Source organism: Nonomuraea solani (assembly GCF_900108335.1).
Lineage (GTDB): Bacteria > Actinomycetota > Actinomycetes > Streptosporangiales > Streptosporangiaceae > Nonomuraea > Nonomuraea solani.
Genome location: NZ_FNVT01000013.1, coordinates 55,702 through 81,489, shown reverse-complemented (window position 1 = coordinate 81,489; position 25,788 = coordinate 55,702). Strand labels below are relative to the sequence as shown.

At 69.5% G+C, this 25,788-nt stretch carries 27 protein-coding genes and 1 pseudogene; 16 read left to right on the top strand and 12 right to left on the bottom strand.

Annotation, left to right across the window (positions count from 1 at the left end; all coding sequences use genetic code 11):
* Nucleotides 1-211: 211 nt before the first annotated feature.
* From C4V41_RS37195 to C4V41_RS37185, 3 genes are read right to left on the bottom strand one after another with little or no spacing between them, the layout of a single operon-like run.
* Nucleotides 212-1,123: a carbohydrate ABC transporter permease gene (locus C4V41_RS37195; RefSeq protein ID WP_103960691.1), complete on the bottom strand. Its 912-nt coding sequence runs from the start codon at nt 1,121-1,123 to the stop codon at nt 212-214.
* Nucleotides 1,120-2,106: an ABC transporter permease gene (locus C4V41_RS37190; protein WP_103960690.1), complete on the bottom strand. Its 987-nt coding sequence runs from the start codon at nt 2,104-2,106 to the stop codon at nt 1,120-1,122. The genes C4V41_RS37195 and C4V41_RS37190 overlap by 4 nt, the downstream gene beginning before the upstream one ends.
* 19 nt (nt 2,107-2,125) lie before the next feature.
* A complete protein-coding gene (locus C4V41_RS37185; RefSeq protein WP_103960689.1) occupies nt 2,126-3,766 on the bottom strand; it encodes an extracellular solute-binding protein in 1,641 nt (546 codons plus the stop codon).
* A 173-nt stretch (nt 3,767-3,939) separates the two neighbouring features.
* Between C4V41_RS37185 and C4V41_RS37180 the strand changes: the two genes are divergently transcribed.
* From C4V41_RS37180 to C4V41_RS37130, 11 genes are all read left to right on the top strand, one after another.
* On the top strand, nt 3,940-5,151 hold the full coding sequence (locus tag C4V41_RS37180) for an ROK family transcriptional regulator (protein WP_200824480.1): 1,212 nt from the start codon (nt 3,940-3,942) through the stop codon (nt 5,149-5,151).
* 98 nt (nt 5,152-5,249) lie between these two features.
* Entirely contained in the window at nt 5,250-8,018 is a 2,769-nt protein-coding gene (locus C4V41_RS37175) for a glycoside hydrolase family 3 protein (protein ID WP_103960687.1), read from the top strand.
* Nucleotides 8,015-9,019 carry a LacI family DNA-binding transcriptional regulator gene (locus C4V41_RS37170; protein WP_103960686.1) on the top strand — a complete coding sequence of 335 codons (1,005 nt, stop codon included), beginning with the start codon at nt 8,015-8,017 and terminating at the stop codon, nt 9,017-9,019. Before C4V41_RS37175 ends, C4V41_RS37170 begins: the two co-directional genes overlap by 4 nt.
* A gap of 140 nt (nt 9,020-9,159) precedes the next feature.
* Nucleotides 9,160-9,600 carry a gas vesicle protein GvpJ gene (gvpJ, locus tag C4V41_RS66450; protein WP_103960685.1) on the top strand — a complete coding sequence of 147 codons (441 nt, stop codon included), beginning with the start codon at nt 9,160-9,162 and terminating at the stop codon, nt 9,598-9,600.
* Between the two features lie 2 nt (nt 9,601-9,602).
* Nucleotides 9,603-10,403 carry a GvpL/GvpF family gas vesicle protein gene (locus C4V41_RS37160; protein ID WP_103960684.1) on the top strand — a complete coding sequence of 267 codons (801 nt, stop codon included), beginning with the start codon at nt 9,603-9,605 and terminating at the stop codon, nt 10,401-10,403.
* A gap of 15 nt (nt 10,404-10,418) precedes the next feature.
* On the top strand, nt 10,419-10,643 hold the full coding sequence (locus tag C4V41_RS37155; RefSeq protein ID WP_103960683.1) for a gas vesicle protein GvpG: 225 nt from the start codon (nt 10,419-10,421) through the stop codon (nt 10,641-10,643).
* 4 nt (nt 10,644-10,647) lie between these two features.
* Complete coding sequence (gvpO, locus tag C4V41_RS37150) at nt 10,648-10,977, top strand: gas vesicle protein GvpO (protein WP_103960682.1); 330 nt, start codon at nt 10,648-10,650, stop codon at nt 10,975-10,977.
* Between the two features lies 1 nt (nt 10,978).
* Nucleotides 10,979-11,317: a gas vesicle protein GvpJ gene (gvpJ, locus tag C4V41_RS37145; protein ID WP_103960681.1), complete on the top strand. Its 339-nt coding sequence runs from the start codon at nt 10,979-10,981 to the stop codon at nt 11,315-11,317.
* Nucleotides 11,310-12,071, top strand: a complete 762-nt coding sequence (locus tag C4V41_RS37140; RefSeq protein WP_103960680.1) for a GvpL/GvpF family gas vesicle protein — start codon at nt 11,310-11,312, stop codon at nt 12,069-12,071. Before gvpJ (C4V41_RS37145) ends, C4V41_RS37140 begins: the two co-directional genes overlap by 8 nt.
* The gene (locus C4V41_RS37135) at nt 12,068-12,253 is read left to right on the top strand and encodes a gas vesicle protein (RefSeq protein ID WP_103960679.1); all 186 of its coding nucleotides are present in this window, start codon (nt 12,068-12,070) and stop codon (nt 12,251-12,253) included. Before C4V41_RS37140 ends, C4V41_RS37135 begins: the two co-directional genes overlap by 4 nt.
* Before the next feature lies 1 nt (nt 12,254).
* Nucleotides 12,255-12,539 carry a gas vesicle protein K gene (locus C4V41_RS37130; protein WP_103960678.1) on the top strand — a complete coding sequence of 95 codons (285 nt, stop codon included), beginning with the start codon at nt 12,255-12,257 and terminating at the stop codon, nt 12,537-12,539.
* Nucleotides 12,540-12,541: 2 nt separating this feature from the next.
* On the opposite strand, the gene C4V41_RS61025 is transcribed toward C4V41_RS37130, so the two are convergent.
* Nucleotides 12,542-13,114 carry a DUF6506 family protein gene (locus C4V41_RS61025; protein ID WP_146103933.1) on the bottom strand — a complete coding sequence of 191 codons (573 nt, stop codon included), beginning with the start codon at nt 13,112-13,114 and terminating at the stop codon, nt 12,542-12,544.
* Between the two features lie 65 nt (nt 13,115-13,179).
* On the opposite strand from C4V41_RS61025, the pseudogene C4V41_RS65510 reads away from it, so the two are divergent.
* Nucleotides 13,180-13,353 (top strand): annotated as a pseudogene (locus C4V41_RS65510) (FAD-dependent oxidoreductase); the annotation flags it as partial.
* Nucleotides 13,354-13,398: 45 nt separating this feature from the next.
* Here C4V41_RS65510 and C4V41_RS37120 read toward each other — a convergent pair.
* From C4V41_RS37120 to C4V41_RS37095, 5 genes are all read right to left on the bottom strand, one after another.
* A complete protein-coding gene (locus C4V41_RS37120; protein ID WP_103960677.1) occupies nt 13,399-13,908 on the bottom strand; it encodes an NUDIX hydrolase in 510 nt (169 codons plus the stop codon).
* Nucleotides 13,905-14,438, bottom strand: coding sequence for a GNAT family N-acetyltransferase (locus C4V41_RS37115; protein WP_200824479.1), 534 nt, complete (start codon nt 14,436-14,438; stop codon nt 13,905-13,907). The genes C4V41_RS37120 and C4V41_RS37115 overlap by 4 nt, the downstream gene beginning before the upstream one ends.
* 248 nt (nt 14,439-14,686) lie before the next feature.
* Entirely contained in the window at nt 14,687-15,244 is a 558-nt protein-coding gene (locus tag C4V41_RS61015) for a phosphoribosyltransferase (protein WP_146103932.1), read from the bottom strand.
* Nucleotides 15,245-15,419: 175 nt separating this feature from the next.
* Nucleotides 15,420-16,340, bottom strand: coding sequence for a DNA-processing protein DprA (locus tag C4V41_RS37100; protein ID WP_103960900.1), 921 nt, complete (start codon nt 16,338-16,340; stop codon nt 15,420-15,422).
* A gap of 183 nt (nt 16,341-16,523) precedes the next feature.
* Nucleotides 16,524-17,042 carry an AAA family ATPase gene (locus C4V41_RS37095; protein WP_103960673.1) on the bottom strand — a complete coding sequence of 173 codons (519 nt, stop codon included), beginning with the start codon at nt 17,040-17,042 and terminating at the stop codon, nt 16,524-16,526.
* A gap of 87 nt (nt 17,043-17,129) precedes the next feature.
* Between C4V41_RS37095 and C4V41_RS37090 the strand changes: the two genes are divergently transcribed.
* Complete coding sequence (locus C4V41_RS37090) at nt 17,130-17,513, top strand: nuclear transport factor 2 family protein (protein ID WP_103960672.1); 384 nt, start codon at nt 17,130-17,132, stop codon at nt 17,511-17,513.
* A 309-nt stretch (nt 17,514-17,822) separates the two neighbouring features.
* Here C4V41_RS37090 and C4V41_RS62215 read toward each other — a convergent pair whose 3' ends face one another.
* The 3 genes from C4V41_RS62215 to C4V41_RS37075 all read right to left on the bottom strand — a co-directional run bounded on the left by C4V41_RS62215 (nt 17,823) and on the right by C4V41_RS37075 (nt 21,884).
* Nucleotides 17,823-19,172, bottom strand: a complete 1,350-nt coding sequence (locus tag C4V41_RS62215) for a hypothetical protein (RefSeq protein ID WP_103960671.1) — start codon at nt 19,170-19,172, stop codon at nt 17,823-17,825.
* Nucleotides 19,173-19,369: 197 nt separating this feature from the next.
* Complete coding sequence (locus C4V41_RS37080) at nt 19,370-21,115, bottom strand: acetyl/propionyl/methylcrotonyl-CoA carboxylase subunit alpha (protein WP_103960670.1); 1,746 nt, start codon at nt 21,113-21,115, stop codon at nt 19,370-19,372.
* Nucleotides 21,116-21,164: 49 nt separating this feature from the next.
* Nucleotides 21,165-21,884 (bottom strand): SDR family NAD(P)-dependent oxidoreductase, encoded by a 720-nt coding sequence (locus C4V41_RS37075; protein WP_103960669.1) that lies wholly within the window; start codon nt 21,882-21,884, stop codon nt 21,165-21,167.
* Between the two features lie 126 nt (nt 21,885-22,010).
* On the opposite strand from C4V41_RS37075, the gene C4V41_RS37070 reads away from it, so the two are divergent.
* The 3 genes from C4V41_RS37070 (at nt 22,011) to C4V41_RS65505 (ending at nt 25,758) form a co-directional block, all read left to right on the top strand.
* Nucleotides 22,011-22,283, top strand: coding sequence for a WXG100 family type VII secretion target (locus C4V41_RS37070; RefSeq protein WP_235030617.1), 273 nt, complete (start codon nt 22,011-22,013; stop codon nt 22,281-22,283).
* A 90-nt stretch (nt 22,284-22,373) separates the two neighbouring features.
* Complete coding sequence (locus tag C4V41_RS37065; protein WP_103960668.1) at nt 22,374-23,516, top strand: S8 family serine peptidase; 1,143 nt, start codon at nt 22,374-22,376, stop codon at nt 23,514-23,516.
* A 100-nt stretch (nt 23,517-23,616) separates the two neighbouring features.
* On the top strand, nt 23,617-25,758 hold the full coding sequence (locus tag C4V41_RS65505) for a protein kinase domain-containing protein (RefSeq protein ID WP_103960667.1): 2,142 nt from the start codon (nt 23,617-23,619) through the stop codon (nt 25,756-25,758).
* Nucleotides 25,759-25,788 lie beyond the last annotated feature (30 nt).

The following is a 25,788-nucleotide window of genomic DNA, read 5'->3' as shown; positions in this document are numbered from 1 at the left end:
GCCGTCCCAGTCCCGCATGACTCCGGCGCAGGCGTCCCGCCAGGCTGTCCATCCGCCAAGGCACAGTGCTTGTTAATCGCGGCCGCCGTGTCGTGTGGGCTGATCTGGCGGAGGCCTCGACCGGGAAGACGGATGGGTCTCGGTGACTGTCGGCGCCTGCCGAGGGGGTTTCTGCGGTTAGTGCGAACACCTTTTGCCGGGACCTTGCCTGTCAGCCCTTGATGGCGCCGACGATCACGCCCTTGGTGAAGTGACGTTGTACGAAGGGGTAGATGATCAAGGCCGGGATCACGGCTATGACCACGATCGCCATTTTGATGGCCAGCGTCGGTGGGGCGTCGCCCGTCACACCCGCCGTGGCGGCCGGCAGCGGGTTGGAGTCCACGACGTACTGGCGCAGGATCAAGGCCAAGGGCCATTTGCGGGTGTCGTCGATGTAGAGCATCGCGTTGAACCAGGCGTTCCAGTAGCCGACCGCGTAGAACATCGCCACCACCGCCGTGACCGCCTTCGACATCGGCAGCACGATGCGCCACAGAATGCGGAACTCCCCGGCCCCGTCTATCCGGGCGCTGTCCAGGACCTCGTTCGGGATGCTCATGAAGAACGAGCGCAGCACCACCACGTTGAACGCCGACACCGCCGTCGGCAGGATCAGCGACCAGTAGCTGTCCTTCAGGCCCAGCCCGCTCACCATCAGGTACACGGGAATGATGCCGGGAAAGAACACGAACATCAGCAGGACGCTGAACAGCAGCGGGCGGTGCAGGAAGGAGCCGGGGCGCGAGAGCGAGTACGCCCCGAGAATGCTCACCCCGGCGCTGATCAGCGTGCCGACGACGGTGATGCCGGTGCTGACCAGGACGGCCTGGCTGACGACCGTGTCGGAGAAGATCTGCCGGTACGCCTCGAACGTGATCCCGTCGGGCACCAGCACGAGCCCGCCCGCCTTGTTGACGGTGGCGGAGGAACTGAGGCTGGTCAGGACGATCGTGTAGAGAGGGCCGAGGACGGCCACGAGGATCAGCGTGATCAGGCCGCCCTTGCCGAACTGGCCGGCCGGTGAAGGCCGTTCTTCCCACGGCGCCAGCTTGGCGGGCTTCCTGGATGTCAGTGCCGTCATGACCTGGAATACACCCCTCGCTCGCCGAGCGCGTGCGCCACCCGGTTGGCCGCCACGATGAGCAGCAGGCCCACCAGGCCCTTGAACAGCCCGGCCGCGGCCCCGTACCCGAGGTCGCCGGTGCGCAGGCCCGACCAGTAGACGAACGTGTCGAACACTTCGGAAGCCTCGCTGCCCACGGCGCTGCGCTGCAGCATGAACTGTTCGAAGCCGACGTTCAGGGCGTCGCCGAGTCGCAGGATGAGCAGCAGGACGATCACCGGGCGCAGGCCGGGCAGTGTGATGTGCCACATGCGACGCCAGCGGCGGGCGCCGTCTACGGCGGCGGCCTCGTACAGGTTCGGGTCGATGGTGCTGAGCGCGGCCAGGAAGATGATCGCGCCCCAGCCGGCGTCCTTCCAGATGGTCTGGGAGGTGATGAGCAGGATGAACGTGTCGGAGTTCGTCATCCAGTCGACGGCATCGCGACCGTTCTCCCGCAGGATCTGCGCCAGCAGGCCCGCCCCGCCGAACATCTGCTGGAAGATGGCCACGACCAGCACCCAGGAGAAGAAGAACGGCATGTAGACCACGCCCTGCACGAACGCTCTCAGCCGGGCCGAGACGATGCTGTTCAGGAGCAGCGCCAGCATGATCGGTATCGGGAAGTAGAAGACGAGTTGGAAGGCGGTGATCGACAGGGTGTTGGCGACGGCGCGCAGGAACTGCGGATCCTGCAGGAGCAGCGCGAAGTTCGTGAACCCGATGATCGGGCTGCCGGTGATGCCGCCGGTGTAGGGGTTGTAGTCCTGGAACGCGATCACGTTGCCGAGCGCCGGAATCCACCAGAAGGCGAGGACGACCAGCAGCATCGGCAGGTTCATGACCAGCAGCGGCCAGTCTCTGCGCAGCTTGGCCCGCCAGGTCGGCTGGTGCGGGGCGGCGGCCGATCCGGACGGCGACGCGCCGCGCCGGACAGGCCGCTTGGTGGTTACCGCGCCCATGCGTGATTCCTCATGGGTGTTACAACCTGCCGTTCTCGCGCGCGACCTTCATGTAGAACTCGCGCGCCTCGTTCCCGCCCTGGGCCTGCCACTCCTTGACGATCTTGGGCCATTCGGAGACCGGGCGCTTGCCGCGGAAGATCTCCTGCATCTTGTCCTCGGTGGGCGTGACCAGCCCGGCCATCTTGGAGGGCGTCTCCACCCGGATCCCGACGAACGGGTCGTTCTCCAGAAGCTTCGACGCCTTGGTCGACCAGTCCCAAAGGCTCTGGACGAGACCCTTGTACTGGCTCTTCTCGTTGGCGTTGGGGCGGCCCGACAGGAACATGTACGTCGGCGCGACCTCCTTGCGCCCGAGCGCGGTCTGCTTGATGTTGCCGTTCTCGACCTTGTAGTGCGCGCCCTCGACGCCGTTGAAGACCAACTCGTACTCCTGCGTGCCGAACGGTGCCGAGGCCCAGTTGGACAGCGCGAGCAGTTCGCGGGTGCGGGCGTCGCCGAGGCCCTTCTTGATGAAGACGAACATGCTGGCGGGCTCGTTGCGCCACATGATCGGGGTGCCGCCGGCGTGCGCGGGATACGGGTCGACGATCTGCATGTCGAACTTCGGGTTGTCGGCCTGGAAGCGGCCCAGGGCCTCGTGCCAGGCGCCGAGGCCGTCGCGGTAGATGACCATCTCGCCGCTGCCGAAGATGGCCTTGTTGTCGGCGTCCTTGTTGGCCACGACGTCCGGGTGCACGTACCCGGCGTCGAAGAGCTTGGTCATGAACTCGACGGAGGCGGCGAACTCGGCGCTCTCGTACTTGTACTCAAGGGTCCCGTCGCTCTTTTTGCGCCACTCGCGCGGCGCGCCGAAGGCCCGCTGCATCTCCTGTTCCAGGGCGCCGCCGAAGGCCCAGCGCTTCTTCTTCGGATCGGTGATCGCCTTGCCGAGCGCGATGAGGTCGTCGCCGGCCTTGGGGTGCTGGAGTCCCATCTCCTGCAGGATGTCCTGGCGGACGAACGTGGCGAACGGGAACGGGTCGTTCTGCCAGGGAATGCCCTGCAGGACGCCGCCGAAGACGCCGTACTGCCAGGCGGCGGTGTCGTAGTTGGCCAGGAGCGGGAACTCCTTGGCCTTGTCGCCGGCCAGGTAGGGGGACAGGTCGGCGAAGAGCTTGTTGGCCGCCTCGGTGAAGTGGGCGATCTTGATGAGCTCCCAGTTCGGCACCATGACCATCTCGGGCACGTCGCCGCTGGCCAGGAGGGTGCTGAGCTTCTGCCCGTAGGTGTTGCCGTCGGAGATGTTGAAGCGGACGGTGCCGCCCAGGCGCTCGTTGACGGTGTCGTAGTAGGAGTTGCTCCCCAGCCCGGGCGGCACGGTGCCCCACAGCGGGGTCATCGCGGTCACCTCTTTGCCGCTGGTCAGCGGCTTGGTGGTGACGGCCTGGACCATGGTGGCCGGGCGGGTCAGGAAGCCGGGCGCGACGAACTCGCTGCCGGGCAGGTCCGGCTTGAGGCCGGGGATGTCGAACGGGATCCTGGTGGGTACCAGGTTCTTGAGCTTGTCCGCGGCCACCGCCGTGCCCTTGGAGACCGTCTTCTTCTCGGCGCAGCCCGCTACCAGAACGCTCGCGCCGACCAGGCCGAGGAACCCGCGGCGAGTCGTGGAGTCCGGCATCGCTCGCTCCCTTCTCGGAGTGGGGGATGTCCTCTTAAAATTAGTTGGTATTACGACCAAACAAATTAGTAGACTGTGACCGTAGCCACAACCCGGTGCGGTGGTCACAGGTTGATGAAGGAGGCCCGCGATGCGGCATGCTGGGGTCATTGCTTGGCGGGAACGGGGCTGAATTGATCACTTCTACGACCGGCCCTCAGCCGGCCGACTTCGCCGACGTACGGGCCACCAACCTCGCGGTCGTGCTCCGTTTCGTCCGCGAACACGCGCCGTGCTCGCGCGCCGACATCGCGGCCTCCACCGGGCTGAACAAGGCGACGGTCTCCAGCCTGGTCGCCGACCTCATCGACCGGCGGCTCGTCCGCGAGACCGGCCTGACCGAGAACCGGGTCGGCCGGCCGGCCACGATGCTCGTCCTCGACGGTTCGCCCTACGCGGCCATCGGGGTCGAGATCAACGTCGACTCCGTCTCGGCCGTGGCCACCGGCCTGGCGGGGGAGCGGCTGCTGACGTGGCGGCGCTCGTTCTCCGGGGGTGACTCGGTCAACCAGGGGGTGGCCGGGGTGGGGGCCATCGTGCGGCGGGTGGTCAACCGGATGACCAAGGAGGAACGCCACGTGCTCGGCCTGGCGGTGGCCGTACCAGGGCTGGTGGACGTGCAGGGCAACGTACGCATCGCGCCCAACCTGGGCTGGCACGACGCCGACATCGGCGGCGACCTGGCCAAGGCGCTGCGCGACCCCGGTTTCCCCATCCAGGTCGACAACGACGCCAACCTCGCGGCCCTGGCCGAGCAGCGTTTCGGCGCGCACTCGGGGGCCTCCGACCTCGTCTACCTCACCGGTGAGATGGGCGTCGGCGCGGGCATCATCCTGGACGGCCGGCTGCGCCGTGGCGGTCTCGGCTACAGCGGCGAGATCGGTCACGTCCAGCTCGACCCCGACGGCCCCGAGTGCCACTGCGGCCGGCGCGGCTGCCTGGAGGCGATGGCGGGCATCGGCGCCGTGCTGCGCAAGGACCTGTCCCCGGCGGAGATCCAGGTCGAGATCGAGGAGGTCGTACGCCTGGCGCGCGCGGGCGACCCCGCCACCCTGGCCACGCTGGGCTCGGTCGGCGGAAGCCTGGGCAGGGGCGTGTCCATTCTGGCCAACCTGCTCAACCCCGAGGTGATCATCCTCGGCGGCTACTACGTCCCGCTGGCGCCGTGGCTGCTGCCCGTGGTCCAGGGCGAGCTGGCCGACCGCGTCATCGCCGCCGAAGCCGGTGGTTGCCAGGTCGTGGCCTCGACGCTGGGCCACGACGCCGCCGCGCTGGGGGGCGCGGCACGGGTCCTCGACTCCATCGACTCGGGAAGATTGCCCGGAGGAATCTCGCGAATCCCTTGACCTTGGTCACCGGGAAGTGCACCCTTCAGTCAACCCACCGAAATGTCCGCGTAACTTCCCCAGGCCGGTCGTCGAAGCGCTTCGACACTCTCAGAGGGATGATCATGCAAGAACCCCCCTTCCGTGACCCAGCGGCGCCTCTTCATGACCGGATCGACGACCTTCTGCGCAGGCTCACCCTCGACGAGAAGGTGGGGCTGCTGCACCAGTACCAGGCGCCGGTCGAACGGCTGGGGCTGGGCGCGTTCCGTACGGGCACCGAGGCGCTGCACGGGCTGGCCTGGCTCGGCCCGGCGACGGTGTTCCCGCAGGCGATCGGGCTGGCCTCGACCTGGGACCTCGACCTCGTGCGCCGGGTCGGCGCCGCGACCAGCGACGAGGTGCTGGCCTTCCACCACAAGGACCCGGCCGGCGCGGGGCTCAACGTGTGGGCGCCGGTGGTCAACCCGCTGCGCGATCCCCGGTGGGGGCGCAACGAGGAGGGCTACTCCGAAGATCCGTGGCTGACCGCGGTCATGGCCACGGCCTATGCGCGTGGGCTCCGTGGGAGCGCTCCCGAAATCCTGAAGACGGCCCCCACGCTCAAGCATTTCCTGGCCTACAACAACGAGACCGACCGGTGCACGACCTCCAGCAACCTGCCGCCCCGGGTGCTGTACGAGTACGAGCTGCCGGCCTTCCGCAAGCCCATCGAGGAGGGCGCGGCGGTGGCCGTGATGCCCTCGTACAACCTGGTCAACGGTCGTCCCGCGCACCTCAGCCCGCTGATCGGCCGTGAGCTGCGCGCGTGGGCGCCGGACCTGCTGATCGTCAGCGACGCCTACGCGCCGGGCAACCTCACCGCCCTGCAGGGCTACCACGACACGCTGCCCGAGGCGTACGCGCACGCGGTCAAGGCCGGGCTCGACAGCTTCACCCAGGACGACGACCGCACCGAGGTCACGCTCGGCCACCTGCGTGACGCGCTCGCCCAGGGGCTGCTGGCCGAGCGGGACGTCGACACGGCGGTCCGGCACGCGCTGTCGATCCGGTTCCGGCTGGGCGAGTTCGACCCGGCGACGCCGTACGACGACATCAACGACAACGTGGTCAACTGCCCCGAACACCAGGCGCTGGCCAGGGAGGCGGCGCGGCGCTCGTTCGTGCTGCTGGAGAACGACGGCCTGCTGCCGCTGCGCGACGTGACCAAGGTCGCGGTGATCGGGCAGCTCGGCGACGCGCTCATGGAGGACTGGTACAGCGGCACCCTGCCCTACGCCGTCACCGCCCGCGGCGGGCTGGCCGAGCGCTGCGAGACCGTGTTCTGCGAGGCCGTGGACCGGGTGACGCTGACCTCCGACGCCGGCCCGGTCGTCGCGGACCCGGCCGGCGGGCCGCTGCGCGCGGGGGCGGCGGAGGCGGGCCTGTTCGACCTGTTCGACTGGGGCGGCGGCGCGTACGCGCTGCGCGCCGTGACGACCGGCCGGTTCGTCTCCGTGGACGACGTGACGCTGGTCAACGACCAGCCGGGGCCGAACGGGTGGGAGGTGCGCCAGACGTTCCGCATGGAGGAGCGCCCGCGCGGCACGCTCGCCCTGCGCCACGTCTCGACCGGCTGCTACGTCGGCACCGGCGACGACGGCGTGCTGCGCCTGGTGGACGACGCCGACCAGGCCGTATGGCTGGCCATGGACGTGGTCAGGAGCGGCACCGAACAGGCCGCCACGCTGGCCGCCGCCGCCGACGTGGCGGTCGTGGTGATGGGCGACCATCCCCTGGTCAACGGCCGCGAGACCGAGGACCGCATGACGCTGGCCCTCGCCCCCGCGCAGGACGACGTGGTGCGGGCCGTGCGGAAGGCGAACCCGCGTACCGTGCTGGTCATCACCAGCGGCTACCCGCTGACCTGGACCGACGGCGAGGTGCCGGCGGTGCTGTGGTCGGCGCACGGCGGCCAGGAGTACGGCCACGCGCTGGCCGAGGTGCTGTTCGGCGACGCCGACCCGGAGGGCCGCCTCACCCAGACGTGGTACCACTCCGAGCAGGAGCTGCCCGACCTGCTCGACTACGACATCATCGCCTCCGACGCGACATACCAGTATTTCCGCGGCGTCCCGCTGCACCCCTTCGGCCACGGCCTCAGCTACACCACGTTCGAGTACGCCGACCTGAGCGTCCGGCTCACCGGCGACGTCCTGCGCGCCGAGGCCACGGTCACGAACACGGGGGAGCGCCCGGGCGTCGAGGTCGTGCAGTTCTACACCCACCAGCAGCGCTCCCGCGTCAAGCAGCCGCTGCGCCGCCTGCGCGGGTTCGAGAAGGTCCGGCTGGCGCCGGGCGAGAGCCGTACCGTGACGCTGGAGCTGCCCGTCTCCGAGCTGGCGTTCTGGGACGTGACCAGGGGCAGGTTCGCCGTGGAGAGCGCGCCGCACCAGCTCATGGTCGGCCGCAGCGCCACCGACCTGCGGCTGAGCGCCCGCTTCGAGGTCGTCGGCGAGACCATCCCGCCTCAAAGGGGGCCATTGCGGGCGGCGGCGCACGACGAGTACGACGCGATCACGTTCGTGGACGAGACCAGGGTGGACGGCGACGCCGTCAGGTCCGACGCGGAGGGCGCCTGGATCCTGTTCCGGCAGGTGGACCTGACCGGCCGCGCGACCTGCGTGGCCACGGCGGGCAGCGCGGAAGGCGGCATGATCACCATCCGCCTCGGCGACCCCCTCTACGGCCGGGCCCTCGCCACCTTCCCGGTGCCCAGGACCGAACGGTACGACTATCACGCCGTCACGGCATCGTTCGAGGCCCCCGGCGGGGTGCACGATCTCTATGTGGTCTTCGAGAACGACGGAGTGACCCTGGCCCGGCTCGACCTGGGAGCGAGCGCTTGAGCGGGCGCACGGTCACGATCGCCGAGGTCGCCAAGCACGCGGGCGTGGCCGTGAGCACGGTCTCGTACGTGCTCAGCGGCAAGCGGACGATCTCGGCCGGCACCAGGCGGCGGGTGCTCGACAGCATCAGCGCGCTCGGCTACCACCCCAACGCCGGTGCCCGCGCGCTGGCCAGCAAGCGGTCCAACGTGATCGCGCTGGTGCTGCCGCTGCGGGCGGGCATGCACGTGCCCGTTCTGATGCGCTTCGCCAGCGCCGTCGTCACGGCGGCCCGCCGCTTCGACCACGACGTGCTGCTGCTGACCGCCGACGAGGGCACGGCCGGCATCCGCCGGGTGGCCGCGAGCGCGCTGGTGGACGCGCTGGTGCTCATGGACGTGGAGCTGGACGACCGCCGGGTGCCGCTGCTGCGCGAGCTGCCCGAGCCGAGCGTCCTCATCGGCTTCCCCGCCGAGCCGGCCGGGCTGACCTGCGTCGACCTCGACTTCGCCGCCGCGGGCGCGCGCTGCGTGGAGCACCTGGCCGAGCGCGGGCACGAGGAGATCGCGCTGCTCGGGGCGCCGTCGGTGGTCTACGACCGGGGCACCGGCTTCGCCACCCGCACCATGGAGGGCTTCGTGGCCGCGCTGGACGGCCACGGCCTCAAGGGCGTGTCGCTGCCCTGCGAGGAGACGTTCGACGAGGTGTACGAAACCGTCCGCGACCTCCTCCTCGACCGGCCGGGGCTGTCGGGCCTGGTCGTGCACAACGAGTCCGCGGTGAGCCACGTGCTGGCCGCGCTGCGCCAGCTCGGCCGCCGGGTGCCGCACGACGTGGCCGTGGTGGCGATCTGCCCCGACGACGTGGCCGAGCGGGCCGGTCCGCCCCTCACCTCGGTGCTGATCCCGGCCGAGGAGGTGGGCAGGGAGGCCGTCCGCCTGGTCATGGACAAGCTGGAGGGCCGTACGGTCCCCGAGTCCACCCTCCTCACGCCCCAGTTGGCCGTCCGCGCCAGCACCTGAGGCAAACACCCCCTCGCCCCAAAACTACGGAAGGCAATCGGCCGCGGACGTTCCGTGTGCCAAGTCTGGGCGGTTTTTCCGCTTATGAGGTTCTCTTTCGGGTTTTCCCGGGCAGGTTGGCCCTCGCGAGGGGGGAATTTATGAGTACGTCTGTGCAGCCGGCGTCAGCCGGAGTAGGCGGCGGAGGCTCTTCGGGCCTGGCCGACGTCATCGACACGATCCTGGACAAGGGTCTTGTCATCGACGCCTACGTCCGGGTCTCACTCGTCGGTATCGAGATCCTGACGATCGACGCACGTGTCGTCATAGCCAGCGTGGACACGTATCTGCGCTTCGCCGAAGCCGCGAACAGGCTGGACATGTCCAAGAGCCAGAAGGGCCTGCCCGACGTCATCAAGGATGCGAAGGGCGTCCCGAGCCAGGACACGATCCAGGGCGTGGTCGAGCAGGCCGGTGAAACGCTGCGCGAGCTCAGCGAGGCCAGAAGGGATCCCGCCCCGGCCGCGTCGGCCCCCGAGGTCTCCGTCGAACAGGAGCCCAAGGCGCCACGCAAGACGCGGGCGAAGCGAGAGGAAGACTAGCCATGGGACGATCCACCGAGGTCTCTGGAGCCTCCGTGCCCAAGCAGGGCACTCGTCAGAGCCAGAAAATGGGCTCGTACGTCTACGGCGTCGTGCTCGCGAACACCAAGCTCCCTGACGAACAGGGGCTCGGCGACCCGGCCGGCAAGGTCCGGCTCATCAAGCACGACGAGATCGCGGCCGTCGTCAGCCCTGTCAACGTGGAGCAGCCGCTGGGGCGGCCGGGGGACTTCATGGCCCACGCCAGGTTGCTCGACTCCATGATCGCGAAGGGCCCCGTGCTGCCGTTCCGGTTCGGCGGGGTGCTGGCCAGTCCCGAGGCCGTCGTCGAAGAGCTGCTCGAACCGCACCACGACGACTTCCTCAGCGCGCTGGACCAGATCAAAGGCCACGCCCAGTACGTCCTCAAGGGCCGCTACGTCGAGCAGGCGCTGATCGCGGAGATTCTCGCCGAGAACCCCGAGGCCGGCGCCCTGCGCGAGGCGATGCGCGGCAAGGACGAGGACGCGACCAGGAACGAGCGCATCCGGCTCGGCGAGATCATCGCGGCCTCGATCGAGATGAAGCGGAACATGGACACGCAGGTGGCCGTCGAGGCCCTGGACGGGACGTTCGCCCAGGCCGCCGTACGGGAGCCGACGCACGAACAGGACGCCGTGCACCTGGCCATGCTCTCCAAGATGAGCGATCACAAGGCGATCGAGAAGGCGGTGAAGAAGCTCGGCGAGCGCTGGTCGGGCCGGGTGCAGCTACGGCTGCTCGGGCCGCTCGCGCCGTACGACTTCGTCACCGCGCAGGGATAGCGGGAGGTGTTACCCATGGGCCTGGTAGGAACGATCTTCAGTTGGCCCATGTTGCCGGTCCGCGGGCTGATCAAACTGGCCGAGGTCATTCAGGACCAGGTCGATCGGGAGACCCGCAATCCTGCCGCGGTCCGGCGGCGTCTGGAGGAGATCGAGGCGGCCAGGGCGGCCGGCGAGATCTCCGAGGAAGAAGAACGGCAAGCCGTTGAACAGGTAATGAAGCTGGCGACCGGAAGGTGACCCGATGACCGCCAGGCGCTCTGTCGCCGAGAAGCCGCGAGCCTCTGGTGAGGCCGCGGCGAAGGAGAAGCCGGCCGCGCTGACGGCCGTGACGGCCGGAGGTATGGGCGTGCGCCATGTCTCCGACCTGACCACCAAGGAAGTTGAGGGGATCACCTCGGTCGATCCCGCGGACGACGGCTGGATGGTGAACGTCGAGGTGGTCGAGGACCGCCGGATCCCCTCGTCGGGCGACATCCTCGCCGTCTACCAGGTCAAGATCGACCAGGAGGGCAGTTTGTTGTCATACCGCAGGACATCGCGATACCGGCGATCCAACGGTGAGGCGTTCTGACATGGACAGAATCCAGTCGTCCGGCTCTATGGGCCAGCAATCGTACGGGGCGCTTCCGGGCAGCCGTGAGCCCGCCAACCTCGGCGACATCCTGGAGCGCGTGCTCGACCGGGGCGTGGTGATCGCGGGCGACATCCGGGTGAACCTCCTGGACATCGAGCTGCTCACGATCAAACTGCGCCTGCTGATCGCCTCGGTCGACACCGCCAGGGAGCTGGGCATCGACTGGTGGGAGCACGACCCCTACCTGTCGGGCCGCGACCGTGAGCTGGTGGAGGAGAACCGCATCCTGCGCCGCCGCCTGGCCGTCCTGGAGGAGGGGGGAGTGGTCGATGCCTGACGGCACCTATCTCTACGCGGTGGCCCGCGAGCCGCTGTCCGCCTGCCCGGCCGGGGTGGCGGGCGGTTCCGTCCGTACGATCAGCCGGCCGGGGCTGGTCGCGTACGTGAGCACGGTGCCGCTGGAGCAGTTCGGGGAGGAGCCCCTCCGCCGTTCCCTGGAGGACCTGGACTGGCTGGCGGAGACGGCCCGCGCCCACCACGCCGTCGTGGACGCCCTGGCGGCGGCCACCACGGCCGCCCCGGTCCGGCTCGTCACCGTGTACGAGGACGACGACCAGGTGGGCGACCTGCTGGAACGGCGCGCGGACGACTTCCTGCGGCTGCTCACGCGCGTCACCGGCCGCCGCGAATGGGGCGTCAAGGCCTACGCGGCCCCCGCCCCCGCCTCCGAGCCACGGGTGCCGGTCGCCACGAGCGCGGGGCATCCTGGCCGGCCGGGCACCACCTACCTGGAACGCCGCCGGGCCAGCCTGCGCGGCCGGGAGCAGGCCCGCGGCCAGGCCGTCCGCCGCGCCGACCACATCCACCGGGCGCTGTCCGGGCTGGCCGCCGCCACCCATCGCCACCGCCCCCAGGACTCCAGCCTGTCCGGGCGGAACGACTGGATGCTGCTCAACGGGGCCTACCTGGTGGACGAGGCCCGCGCCGACGAGTTCGCCGCGCTGGCGGAAACCCTGGGCGGGGACGGCGTGGACCTGCGGCTGACCGGCCCCTGGGCGCCCTACTCGTTCACGGTCATGGAGGCGACGTGAGACGGGACGTGGTGGCCAGCGAACTGCTGCCGCCCGAGCGCGTGGCCCTCGTCGACCTGCTGGACCGGCTGCTGGCCGGGGGCGTCGTGGTGACCGGCGACCTGGTGCTGTCCATCGCCGACGTGGACCTCGTGCACATCTCGTTGCGCACCGTGCTCAGGTCGCTCGACGAGAGCACCTGACGTGGAGACACCCCGCTGGCGCATCGCCGCCGACTCGGAAACGGTCGAACGCGACCTGAGTCGTCTCGTCCTCACCCTGGTCGAGCTGGTCCGCCAGCTCGTGGAGCGGCAGTGCGTACGCCGCATGGACGGGGGCAACCTGTCGGACGAGCAGGTCGAGGTGCTCGGCGTGACGCTGATGCGCCTGGAGGATGCGATGACCGAGCTGTGCGAACGGTTCGGCCTGTCCCCAGAGGACCTCAACCTCGACCTCGGTCCTCTGGGGACGCTCCTGCCGACGGACTGAGGTCAGCGCCGGTAGCCGCTGACGCCGACGGGCACGCCCGCGTCCACCGCCCTGATGACCGGCTCGGCCCCTTCGGGCCCCTCGCCGCCGTACAGCTCGATGAGCTGCAGCTCACCGGCCAGCTTCCCGGCCACCTCGCCGGCGGCGCCGGCGTCCGGCACCGCCACGAACGTGGTCCTGCCGCCCGCGTCCTTCTCCCGCACCACACGGTCGACCTCGGGGTCGGCTCCCTCGTGCACGATGATGAACGCCTCCGACAGCGCCTCGCCGGCTTCGAAGCGCTCCTTGTACGAGGCCACGGAGGTCAACGACTCGAACCCGTAGTAAATGGCCCCCACCGGCACCTTCCCGCCCGTGGCCCGGCGCGCCTCGGCATGCCACACGGCCCCGAACCCGCCGCACAACTCGACCTGATCGACCCCCTCCTCGACCAGGGCCGTTACCAGGTCCGCCATCTGGGCCGGCTCGGACACCGCGCGAACGCGGGTGCGGCCGTGCCCGTTCTCGACCGCCATCACATCGGCCCGCGGGTCGGCTCCGGCCTCTTCGTAAATGATCACTCGGTTCTTCGGCATGGTGTTCCTCCTTCGAGAACCAGAGTGCTACCTCAAGAAAGGTTGAGGTCAACCCGCGCGGCAGCGCCGTGCCGGGAGTCGGGGCGCACGCGTACTCGCTGGCCACGGCGGACGAGGTGGCCCGGCTGCGCGCCCGGCTGGCGGAGACCGGCTCGGTCACGGTGGTCGGCGGCGGGCTGACGGGCATTGAGGCGGCGGCGGAGTTCGCCACCGCAGGGCTGCGCGTCGAGCTGCTGTCCGCCGGCGACGCCGCCGCGGGCCTTTGGCACACGGCACGGTCCGGGTCATGCGCCACGGTCGTTCAGCAGGTGCCAGGGCAGGATCACCGGCGTGGCCGGGAGGTCTCCGGCGATGAGCCGCTCCATCAGCGGGCCGAGCGCCCTCGGCACCACGGGCTCGTCGCCGCCGGGCAGCCCGTCCGCCGGCCACCACTCGAACCGGTCGGTCACCGCGCGCTCGTCCTCGTCCATGCCGGAGGTGTCGACCTCCAGGCCGTCCACGCGCAGCAGGAAGTAGGAGTCGCGGGAGGCGTACCGCCGCCCGGCCAGGGACCACGTGCCCTCGCTGGTCGCCACCACCGTGCCGAGCTCTTCGGGCGCCACGATGTGCCCGAGCTCCTCGCGCAGCTCCCTGGCGGCGGCCTGGCTCAGGCTCTCTCCGGGATCGACGCCCCCGCCCGGCGTGAACCAGGCGTACGGCGGGTTCTCCACCTGCAGCAGCAGCCCCCGATAGAGCAGGATCCGGTCGTCGGCGCCGATCAGCAGCACGCGGGCGCTCTCCCGGGTGATCGTCATGCCGCCATCTCCGCCGTGATGGCCCACCGCTCGTGGTCGCGCCAGGCGCCGTCGACGTACTGGAAGTTCCGTGAATATCCCTCGCGCTGGAAACCGACGCGCTCGATCAGGCTCAGGGACGGGGTGTTCGACGGCTGGATGTTCGCCTCCAGCCGGTGCAGCCCCATCTCGCCGAACGCATGCCTGACCAGCAGCCCGAGCCCCTCGGTCATGTAACCGCGACCGGTCGTGGAGGCGTACGCGGAGTAGCCGATGGTCGCGCTCTGGTGGGTGCCCCGGATGATGTTGTTGACGTTCACCCGGCCGACGATCGCGCCGGTGTCGAGCAGACAGAACACGAACCCCTCGTTCACCGGCCCGTCGAACCTGGCTAGATAGCTCTCGAAATCCTCGAACGTGATGATCGGGGCACCGGGCATCCACCGGGCGAGCATCTCGGCACTCTCCTTGTGCAGGACGGCCAACTCGTCGAAATCCTGCAGACAGATGTACCGGACGGCCACTCGCGGCCCTTGAGCAAGATAGATCACATCAGCCATTCTGCGTCTCGCCCGGCCAGGAGCGACACCACCACCGCCCCCCATCCGTCTCGATCGGGACCGGCACCGCGTGCGGCAGAGGCGCTCCCCAAACCCTCCCGCACAACACATTGAGCTCGACGGTCAGACCGGCGACACGCCCCACCACGGCCACCGTCCCACCCGGATGATCAGCCGCGATCGCCCTCAGACCTCCCGCAACCCGCTGCCCATCCTCCGCCGCCTCCATCTGATCGGCCTCAGACGTGAACCGCGCAGGTCTCCTGCCGGTACGGCTCATTCTTGATGAGTTCCAGAATCGGCTTCCATCCGTCGTATCCAGGATTCACATGGCGGCCCAGCACGATGGCCGCCACTCGAGCCGCTCCAGCTCGTTTGAGCGCGTACGACGCCGACTGCACGCGGGCGCCCGTGGTCCAGGTGTCGTCGAGCAGGAGCACCTGGGCGCCGCCGAGGTCATTCGTCGTTACAAAGAATCTGTCGTAATGGAATGCCCTTGATTCGGGTGGTATTTCGGCGTTTGCCGTCAGCTGTGCCCATGGAAACCGCAGTTGAGTCCCAATTAGAGTTCGAAGAGGATGCTCTCCGGTGCGCCCCCTGGTGCTGGGCACTACGGCGGCGTGAGTCCACTGCTGGACGCGGGCGACCTTGGCGACACAGCCATGATGATCAGTCAGAAAGAGAAGGAGCAAATTGAGTAGATTGGTCTGAATCTCTCTCGCGGGGAACTTCGCCTTATAAGCCGCGAGAGCGTGCGCATGCTGCCGCCCTTTGACCGCATATGAGATGGGGACCACCGCATCTGCCGCGAGAGCCTGAGCCGCCCGCAGATGTTGGTCACATGTATAGCAACGAGTCCATTCCGCACCCGCCGGACCACGGCAGACGTAGCAGACCCCTGGCGCGGGTTCGAGTGCATTGCGCAGGTAGTGAGCCTGCTGCGCGACGCGTCGTCGCGCGACGTCCCATGGGTCAGTTGCTCCAGGCAAGAGCGGAGATCTCCGGAAGAGAGTCGGGGCCTGCGTCGAGTTCCGCCATCAATCTTTCCACAACCGTGAGCAATTCCCGCAGACTTGAAACAACATGAACGCCTGGCTTCTCGGCATATTCCCGAGCCCAGTCATGCTCCAGCAACTGCTCCGGCATGACCACCGGGCGACCGTGCTCCAGCGCCAGGCGCGCCTGAATCCTTGCCCCGCTCTTCCACGGCGCCTCCACCACCACTGTGGCGGCCGCGTAACCGCTCATTACGGCATTCCGCATGGGGAAGCTTCGCTGGCTGGGCGGATTGTCCGGCCAGAACTGACTGATCACCAAGCCGTCACGAGCGATGCGTTCCTGAAGGTCGCGATTCTCCGCCGGGTAGAACCTGTTGATGCCGGTGCCGATGACCGCCACCGTCCGGCCGCCCGCTTCGAGCGCGGCTCGATGCGCGGCCGTGTCGATTCCCTTGGCCAGCCCGCTGACCACGGTCACCCCGTTCAGCGCGAGGTCTCTCGCGACCGCTGAGGCGATGCGGAGCCCCTGGTCGCTGGCCTGCCGAGTGCCGACTACGGCGATGGCACGGTGATCGGCCGCGGCTTGCCCCCGGGTGAAGAGGATCGGGGGCATCTGGTGAATGCTGCGCAGCCGGCTCGGGTAGTCATCGTCGAGACACGTATGCACGGTGATGCCTGCCGCTTCCCACTGTGCCAGCGCGCCTTCCGCCTCCGCGATCGCTGATTCCATGGGGTCGGCCTCCGTGAAGAGTGCCTCCTGGACCCTCATTTCGGAACCGAGCAGGGCTACTGCGCTTCCTCGCTCCAGGACCGACAGGCCGACCTCAGCCCATTTCGCGCCCGGACGCTGGAGTAGCGCCACGAGCGCGGCGCGTTCGCGCGGCTGCGATGGCATGACAGTGATGTTACCCATGGGAGGAATCACAACCTCACGATAACCCCCAGCCGCCTCGATTCGAACTGTTCGAACGACTGTGGGGCTTGTCGGTACAGGGCGGTGTCGCCTCATCGCTAGCCACCACCTCTTCGTGCTGCGAACCCGCTCGCCGAGCCCTGAGCGCCGTCGCAGTCGGGGACATCAGCTCCTGCGTTGGGCGGCTGAGTCGAGTGCTCGGAGGAGGGTTTCCAGGGATTCCTCCGTCGTACGGCCGGCGGTGTCGATCGTGATGTGGTCGCGGTTCCACGGCTCGTATTCGCGTTCGACGATCTGCTGCCAGTCGGGCGACTCCAGGCCGGGGATGTCGATCGAACGCGAGGACACCCGGCTCTGGTGCTCGGCCGGGTCGGAACAGACCACCTCCACCTCCGCGACCGCCACGCCCACCCTGACGCCCACCTCGCGCCAGGCGTCGCGGGTGATCGTCAAGGGGTTCACCGACTCCGCGATCACCGTCAGCCCCTGGTTGAGGTGATCTTCGGTCAGGGCGTAACCGACGACGTAGCCGACCGGGCCGAGGGGCTGCCGGGCGAGGCCCGAGCGGACGATCGCCTGTTCGATGGTGTCGATGCGCACGTGGATCGCGCCCAGGCGTTTCGCGAGGAGGCGGGCGAGCGTCGTCTTGCCTGTTGCGGGCAGGCCGCCGAGGACGATGAGCATGCTCCCATGGTGCCCAAGGCCGGATCTCGATGTACGCCGTCGGGCCGGGTGGCGGTTGTTGTCGGTAGTCGAAGATAGGTTCGACGCATGGACACGACAGGCAGGACCCGGCAGGCTGTTACCGCCTACATCGACAGCGCCGAGCGGCGTGATTGGGAGAGCTTCGGTGCGCTGCTGGCCGAGGACATGGTCTACGAGATGCCGCAGACCCGCGAACGGATCCGGGGGAAGGCGGCCTTCCTGCGGTTCAACAGGGAATATCCCGGTGATTGGCACCTGGAGGTGCGGCGCGTCGTCGCCGATGGCCGTCACGCGGCTGTGTGGGTCGATGCCCGGGTCGGGGCCGAGCGGCAGGACGCGTGCGTTTGGTTTGAGATGTCTGAGCAAGGGCTGATCAGTCAGGTCACTGACTACTGGCCGGAGGCGTATGAGCCGCCGAGTGGGCGCGAGCATCTCGTGGAGCGTTGGTAAGGCTTCTCAGCGTCCTGGCTTCTCGCCGTCTCGTGGCCCCGTCGTCTCTCTGTTCCGGTGCCTGTTGCCTGGCCGTCCTGATGGCTCACCGCTCCGTCGTGGGCGACAAGAGGAGCGGGCGGACTCGCGGGGGCTCGGGAGGTCTCCGGCGAGGATCTGCGGTGGGCTCCCCACGGGCACAGCCCGGAGCCGGCTGCGCGGAGTGCTTCCCGAACGCGTAGGGCCTTGCTTGGAGCCGACTTGTACGACCTTGTCTGGAAAGCGCGAAGCGCTCCCCAAAAAGTTCTTGGGGAGCGCTTTTGTGAAGGGTTACCAGTCGCCGCCGCCGAAATCTCCGCCGCCGAAGTCGCCCCAGCCGCCGCCGCCGTCTCCGCCGCCGAAGTCGCCGCCGCCCGCGTCTGCGCCGCCGCCGTCCGCGTAGCCGCCGCCGTAGCCGAAGCCGCCGCTCAGCATGCTGCCCATCATGGTGCCGATGAACATGCCGGTCATGATGTCGCCGAAGCCGCCGTAGTAGCCGTAGGCGTAGGGCTGGTAGGCCGGGCCCGCGTCGTAGTAGGGCCTGCGCTGGCCGTCGACCATGACTTCGCGCATCTGCGGGTCGAAGCCGCGCTCCACGGCCTCCGCGTCCATCTTGCAGGCCGGTACGTCGCGCGCCGCGCCACCGGGCGGGGCCCAGCGGACGTCACGGGTGGACGGGCCGTGCTGCGGGTTGAAGAAGCAGGGGGCGCGCCGCTCGGGCACCGGGTCGTTGTTGACCTTGGCCTTCACGACGGCCAGCGCGTAGCGGCCGTCTTCGAGGGTCTGGGTGACCTCGCGGACCTCGTCGGGCCGCTGGACGGCGTTGAGCTGGGTCTTCGCCTTCTCGTAGGAGTCCAGCGCCGTCTGCCACTCGTCGATGTGCTTGCCACCATCGCCGGCCAGCGTCACGTCGGTGTCGAGGGCGGTGATCTCCTCGCCCAGCTTGGTGACGTCCTCTTCCACGGTCTGCTTGACCGCGGCCAGGTCCTTGGCCTCCTGGATGGCCCGCTTCTTCTTCTTGTTGCTGGAGTAGAGGAAGTAGCCGCCACCGCCGACCACGACCAGCCCGCCCAGGGCGATCAGGGCCGCGGTGCCGCCGGCGCCGGGGTTGGCCTGGCTACCGGGGTCGAGGGCGGCTTTGGTCTTGCCCTCGGCCGCGGAGTCGACGCGGTTGGCGAAGTCTTTCATGCCGGCCACGAGGTCGCCGGAGTTGGCGTTGACCGCGCGGTTGGCCAGCTCACCGGCCAGGCCCGTCTGGCGCAGCGCGCTCGAACCCGCGAACAGGGTGGTGCCGTCGATGACGGCGATCGTCGCGCGGTTGCGGCCCGCGGCGGAGAGCTCGGTGTTGAGCTGGGTCATGTAGGTCTTAATGGTGGAGTCGTCGACGCTGCCGTCGGGCAGGGCCACAGCGTAGATCTTGCTGCTGGCCCCCTTCAGGGCGTCATTGATCTCACTCTGCTGGTCGGACGTCAATTCCGAGCCCGGCACCGTGTAGAGCGGGGCCTTCGTCCAGTTGGACGCCACCGACTTCGCGTCAGGCGGAGCCGCCGCGTTGGCGGCAGGGGACAGCGCAAGGACGACGATTAGACCGGTGATCAGAGCCGCGATCGCGGCCCCTGCTCGGCGCAGCGAATGGGTCATTGGCAGCAAGCCTCCTTCGCCCATGAGGACGAACGGGCGGTCGGCAAAGTTCCTCACTGGGCACGCTACCCGTCTGGAGGCGCGCGAGCGCACATCGTGCCCTAAGCAGGTGCACATCGTGGCTTAAAGGAGGCCGACGAAGAGTGGCCTACCAAGGCCATGGAGACGAAGAGTGGCCTACCAAGGCCAAGGAGCCGTCAGGTGTCCTTGATCTCGCAGATGGCGGCGCCCGAGGTGACCGTCTGGCCGACCGCCGCCGTCAGCCCCGTGATCGTGCCCGACTTGTGGGCCGTCAGCGGCTGCTCCATCTTCATGGCCTCCAGCACCACCACGGTGTCGCCCTCGCTCACCGCATCGCCATCCGAGGCCACGACCTTGACGATCGTCCCCTGCATCGGGCTGACCAGCGAGTCTCCGCCCGCGGCCGCCTTCTTGGCCCCGCCGCCGGCCCGCCGGGGCGTACGTCCGGCGGCGGGTGCCGGGGCCGAGGTGCCGAGGCCGGCGGGCAGGACGACCTCCAGCCGCTTGCCCCCGACCTCCACCGTCACCGTCTCCCGGGCGGAACCGGAAGCGGAAGCGACTTCCTCGCTGTACGGTTCGACCGGGTTGTCCCACTCCGTTTCGATCCACCGCGTATGTACGGAGAACGGCGACGAAACAAAAGCCGGATCGTCCACCACGGCCCGATGGAACGGCAGCACGGTCGGCATCCCCGAGATCTCGAACTCGGCCAGCGCCCGCCGCGACCTCTCCAGCGCCTCCCGCCGCGTCCGCCCGGTCACGATCAGCTTGGCCACCAGCGAGTCGAACGTCCCCGGCACCGTCATCCCGGCCTCATACCCGGCGTCGAGCCGCACCCCGGGCCCGGCGGGCGCGCGCATGACGGTCAAAGTGCCGGGCGCGGGCAGGAAGTTGCGCCCCGCGTCCTCGGCGTTGATCCGGAACTCGATCGAGTGCCCGCGCAGCACCGGGTCGTCATAGCCCAGCGGCTCACCGTCGGCGATCCTGAACATCTCCCGCACCAGGTCGATCCCCGACACCTCCTCGGTGACCGGGTGTTCGACCTGCAGCCGGGTGTTCACCTCCAGGAAGGAGATGGTCCCGTCCTGCCCGACGAGGAACTCGCACGTGCCGGCCCCGACATAACCGGCCTCCTTGAGGATGGCCTTGGAGCTGGAGTAGAGGATCTCCAGTTGCTCCTCGCTCAGGAACGGCGCCGGCGCCTCCTCCACCAGCTTCTGGTGGCGGCGCTGGAGCGAGCAGTCGCGGCTGCTGACCACGACCACGTTGCCGTCGCGGTCGGCCAGGCACTGCGTCTCGACGTGGCGCGGCCGGTCGAGGTAGCGCTCGACGAAGCACTCGCCGCGCCCGAACGCCGCGACCGCCTCGCGCACGGCGGACTCGTACAGCTCGGCGACCTCCTCCAGGCGGCGGGCCACCTTGATGCCGCGCCCGCCGCCGCCGTACGCGGCCTTGATCGCGATCGGCAGCCCGTGCTCCTCGGCGAACGCCACCACCTCGTCGGCCCCGGACACCGGGTCCTTGGTGCCGGCGACCAGTGGCGCGCCGACCTTCTGGGCGATGTGCCTGGCCTGCACCTTGTCGCCGAGCGCGGCGATCGCGGCCGGGGGCGGGCCGATCCAGACGAGACCGGCGTCGATGACGGCCTGGGCGAAGGAGGCGTTCTCGGCCAGGAAGCCGTAGCCGGGATGCACGGCGTCCGCGCCGGAGCGCCGGGCGACGTCGAGCAGCTTGCCGATGTCCAGGTAGGTCTCGGCGGGGGTCTGGCCGCCCAGCGCGTACGCCTCGTCGGCCACCTTGGCGTGCAGGGCGTCGAGATCCTGGTCGGCGTACACGGCCACACTGCCGATCCCCGCGTCCGCGCACGCGCGGGCCACCCGCACGGCGATCTCGCCGCGGTTCGCGATCAGAACCTTCCGCACACCCTCGTCCTTTCTGGGAAAGCTTCTGGGAAAGCTTCTGGAAAAGCCCTCAGCGGCCCAGGTACGCGCCGCCGTTGACGTGTACGACCTGCCCCGTGACATGCCTGGCTCCCGCGGAGGCCAGGAAAAGAACGCTATCCGCCACGTCAGATGGAGTGCCAGGCCGCCCGTTGCGTGTGTTCTCCACCCGCGCCCTGATGCCGTCGTCGGTCAGGCGGCCGCGGAAGAACTCGGTGTCGACGACGAGGCCGGGGGCGACGACGTTCGCGGTGATGCCCCTCGGGCCCAGCTCGGCGGCCAGGTCGGCGGTCCAGGACTCCATGGCGGCCTTGGCGGCGCCGTACGAGCCGGACCCCGTGCCCCGCGCGGCGATCGAGCCGATCGAGATGACGCGCCCGCCCTTGCCCATGCGCGGCGCCAGCGCGGTCGTGACGAGCACGGCGGACATGAGGTTGGCGTTGAGGTTGGCCCACCACGCCTCGGCCACGTTCATCAGGTCCGCGGACTGCCTGCGGTCGAGGTTGGTGTTGCCGCCGGCATTGTTGACCAGCACGTCGACCCGCTCGGGCAGGTGCGGCAGTGCCTCGTTGACGGCGACGGGGCTGGCGGCGTTGAACGGCACGCAGGACGCTCCGAGGCGCGCAGCGGCCTCCTTCAGCACCTGCTCGCGGCGGCCGGTGATGGTCACGTGGTCGCCGAGCGAGACGAACGCCTCCGCGATCGCGTAGCCGATGCCGGTTCCCCCGCCGGTGACCACGACCTCGCGCATGAACCGACAGCTCCCCATGCGATCCGAACAATCCTCGGGTAGACCATAGCCGCTCGGCATAACAGGAGCGACGACCGGTGGGCCCCCTTAGTGTGAGGGCGCTTTCACAGCTCCCAGGAGGTATGCATGAGCCAGAGCATGCTCGGCGGCGATCCGGCGGAAATGCAGCAGATGTCCACGCAGTTCACGCAGCAGTCGGAGGCGGTCCGCACCACGATGGCCGCACTCGACCGCGAGGCCGCCAAGGTCGGCACCGCGTGGACCGGGCCGGGCGCGCAGCGGTTCCAGCAGTCGTGGCAGAACTACCGCACGGCGTTCCAGCGCATGACCGAGGAGCTCCAGGAGGCTTCGCGGGTCATCGGCACCTACCGCCAGAACATCGAGTCCGCCACGAAATAGGCAACGGTCGGGGGCCCTGGCAAGGACGCCGGGGCTTCAACCGTTGAGCAATGCCACAAATCGGAATCGGGCAAGCTACCCTTTTTCGACATGATTGGTCGCGCCCTCGTGGCGAGCGCGCTCGCCCTGCAGGTCCCGCTGGTGCCCAGCATCGCAAAGGCCGTCGCCTGCGACCCGGCCAGGGGCACCATGGAGATCGGCGAGTCCTGGGCCCAGAAGCGGCTCGACCCCAAGCGCGTCTGGCCGCTGTCCACCGGCGCGGGCGTGAAGGTCGCCGTCATCGACACCGGCGTCGACCTCGACCATCCCCAGATCCGCCTGGGCGGCAAGGCCGACCTGGTCGGCTCCGGCTACCGCGACTGCGTCGGGCACGGGACCGCCGTGGCGGGCATCATCGGCGCTCAATACATGCGGGGCGTGCTGTTCTACGGCATGGCGCCGGGGGCGACGCTGCTGTCGTACAAGTTCACCGACACCGAGCGCGACGCCGACACCCGGCTGCTGATCAAGGGCATCAAGGCGGCCGCCGACCACGGCGCCAAGGTCATCAACGTGTCGAGCAAGACGTTCGCGCACTCCGAGCTGGAGGCGGCCGTCCAGTACGCGCTCGCCAAGGACGCGGTCATCGTGGCCGCCGCGGGAAACGTCACGAACGAGGACGGCGTCCCCTCGCCCGCCTACCCGGCCAGCTACGAAGGCGTGCTCGCGGTGGGCGCGGCGGGGCCGAACGGCACGCTGGCGGAGTTCTCCAACACCAAGACGCCCGTCTCCGTGATAGGTCCCGGCGAGAACGTCACGTCCACCTGGGCCGGGCGGGCCTACAACAAGGAGCTCGACGGCACCAGCTACGCCGCCCCGTACGTGGCGGGCGTCGCGGCGCTCGTCCGGGCCCGCTACCCCAAGCTGGACCAGGCCCAGATACGCCAGCGCATCATCGCCACCGCCGACGGCGCCACGGGCGCGGGCAAGGGGGCGGGCATGGTCAACCCGCTGCTCGCCGTCAGCGCGATCCTGCCGAACGAGCCGGCCAACGCCCCCGTGGTCGCGCCCCCGCCGCCCAGCCCGCTGCCCGCCAGTGCCATCACGCATGCGCCGCCCGTGGATCAGGACGCGATCGACCTGGCCGTGCTCATCGCCGGCTGCGCTCTGGGGCTGGCGCTGCTCTTGACGGTCATCCGCGCCGTGGTCCCGATGGGACAGCGCCGAGGCTGGCGTCCCGGCCGCTCCGAGTGATCGGCTGACTGCACCCGCAACTGCGTCCGCAAGGAAAAGGCAACGTGAATTGTCGGGTACAGGCCGAAACCCCTGATGCGTATGTGACGAATCTGGTTAGATGTGCTCCGATCATGCTTTGCTGGTGAAAGGTTTGGGCATGCACCCTTTGCGCCCTGGAGATCCAGAACGGATCGGCGCTTTCAGCATTGTCGGGCTGCTGGGAGAGGGGCCGCGAGGGGAGGTCTTCCTCGGACGAGAGTCCGATGAAGCGCCCTTGGTCGCCATCAAGCTGCTCCCCGCCGAGCCGGAGCCGGGCCAGGAGGCCCTGACCAAGTATCTAGGCGCCAAGCGAGTGTCCAGCTCGTACGTCGCCAGGATGCTCGACGCCGGCTTCCTCGACGACCGGCCCTACATCGTGCGCGAGTACGTCGAGGGCAAGAGCCTGGCCCAGACCATCGCCGAGGGCGAGCCGCTGGCCGGCGACGCGCTCGAGCGGGTCGCGGTCGGCGTGCTGACCGCGCTGTCGGCCGTGCACCTCGCGGGTCTGTCGCACCGGTCGCTCACGCCGCACAACGTCATCATGGGCGCCGAGGGCCCCCGGGTGACCGACGCGGCGGTGGGCGAGCCCGTGGGCGAGGTCTCGTACCAGGCTCCCGAGCAGTTGGAGGGCCTGCAGTACGGCCCGTACGCGGACGTGTTCGCCTGGGCGGCCACGGTCGTGTTCGCGGGCACCGGCAAGCCGCCGTTCGCCGACCGGGAAGCGGTGCTGAACGCCGAGCCCGAGGTGGGCATCGCCGAAGAGCCGATGCTCAGGGTGCTGACGTCGGCCCTGGCCAAGGACGTCGGGCCGCGGCCGACCACGTACAGCGCGCTCATGCAGGTGCTCGGCGACGCCGCCGGCGCCAAGCCGGGCAAGCCGGCCCTGGACGGGCCGCCCATCGTGGGCGTCCCGGTGGCGCCCCCGCAGGTGCCGATGCAGGCCCCGCCGCCCGTGCAGGGTCCCCCCATGCAGGGCCCGCCGATGTACGGCCCGCCCGTGCACCAGGGCCCCCCGATGCAGGGTCCCCCCATGCAGGGCCCGCCGCCGAACATGCCGGTGCCGCACCAGGCCGAGAAGCCCATGTGGGGCCCGCCGGAGGCCGAGCAGCCGCCGCCGAACCAGATCAGGCTCGAAGCGGTGCAAGGGGGCAGAGCGTCCTCTCCGACGCCGCGCAGGGGCTTCCCCCTGGGCCTGGCCGCCGGAGTCGCCGTGGTCGCGCTGGTCTCGGTCCTGGGCCTCTGGGGCGCCAACAGGTACGTCAAGCTGCAGCAGGTCAACCCGGCCTCCGTGGCGCAGGTCAACGCCGACGGGATCCCCGTCCCGGCCAGCGCCCCGGTCACGGCCGCCCCGCAGGGCACCGACCCCGCCGGCGTCGGCGCCCCGCAGCAGACGCAGCCCGAGGCCACGGTGCCCTGGGCCGCCACGAACAACCCGGATGAGGCCGGTGTCGGCCCGCTGGTGCTGCCCACCGACTACTCGTCGGTCTCGCCGCCCAGCGTGCCGGAGCTGACCGCTCCGCCCACCACCGCGGCCCCGCTGCCCTCGCAGCCGGTCGCGGTGCCCACGCAGCCGGCGGCGCAGACGACCACCGCGCGGCCCACGCCGACCGAGAAGCAGGAGAGCAAGCCCACGGCGACCGTCACCAAGACGGTGGAGCCGACCAAGACGCCGACGAAGGAGCCGGACCCCACCCCGACTCCGACGCCGACCGAGGAGCAGAAGCCGTCGGAGGAGCCGAAGCCGACTCCCACCGAGACGGAGGCCAAGCCCACGCCGACCAAGACGTCGGCGAAGCCCACGCCGAAGCCGACGCCGAAACCCACGCCCACGAAGACGACGGCCAGGCCGACGCCCAAGCCGACTCCGACTCCGACGCCGACCAAGCCGACTCCGACCACGAACCCGCACACGCCCACGGAAGTGTGCGGCCCGGGCTTCGCGGTGCAGCGTCAGAGCGCGTTCTCCGGCGGCGTGACGTACCAGCTCTGGAACAACGGCACCGGCCAGAACTGCGCGGTCACGATGAAGACCACGGACATCGGCAAGCGCACCCCGGTCAGCGTCACGCTGGAAGTGCGCGGCGGCGCCAGCCCGTCGGACAGCGGCAGCTACGAGTACTACGCCGGCCCGGTCAAGGCGCCCGCGAAGGGCAAGTGCGTCCGCGTCTCCGGCAGCGCCGGTGGGCAGAGCACCAGCGTCGACTGGGCGAACTGCGGCTGAACTGAGGTAAAAGCCCAGCAGGGCCTGCGC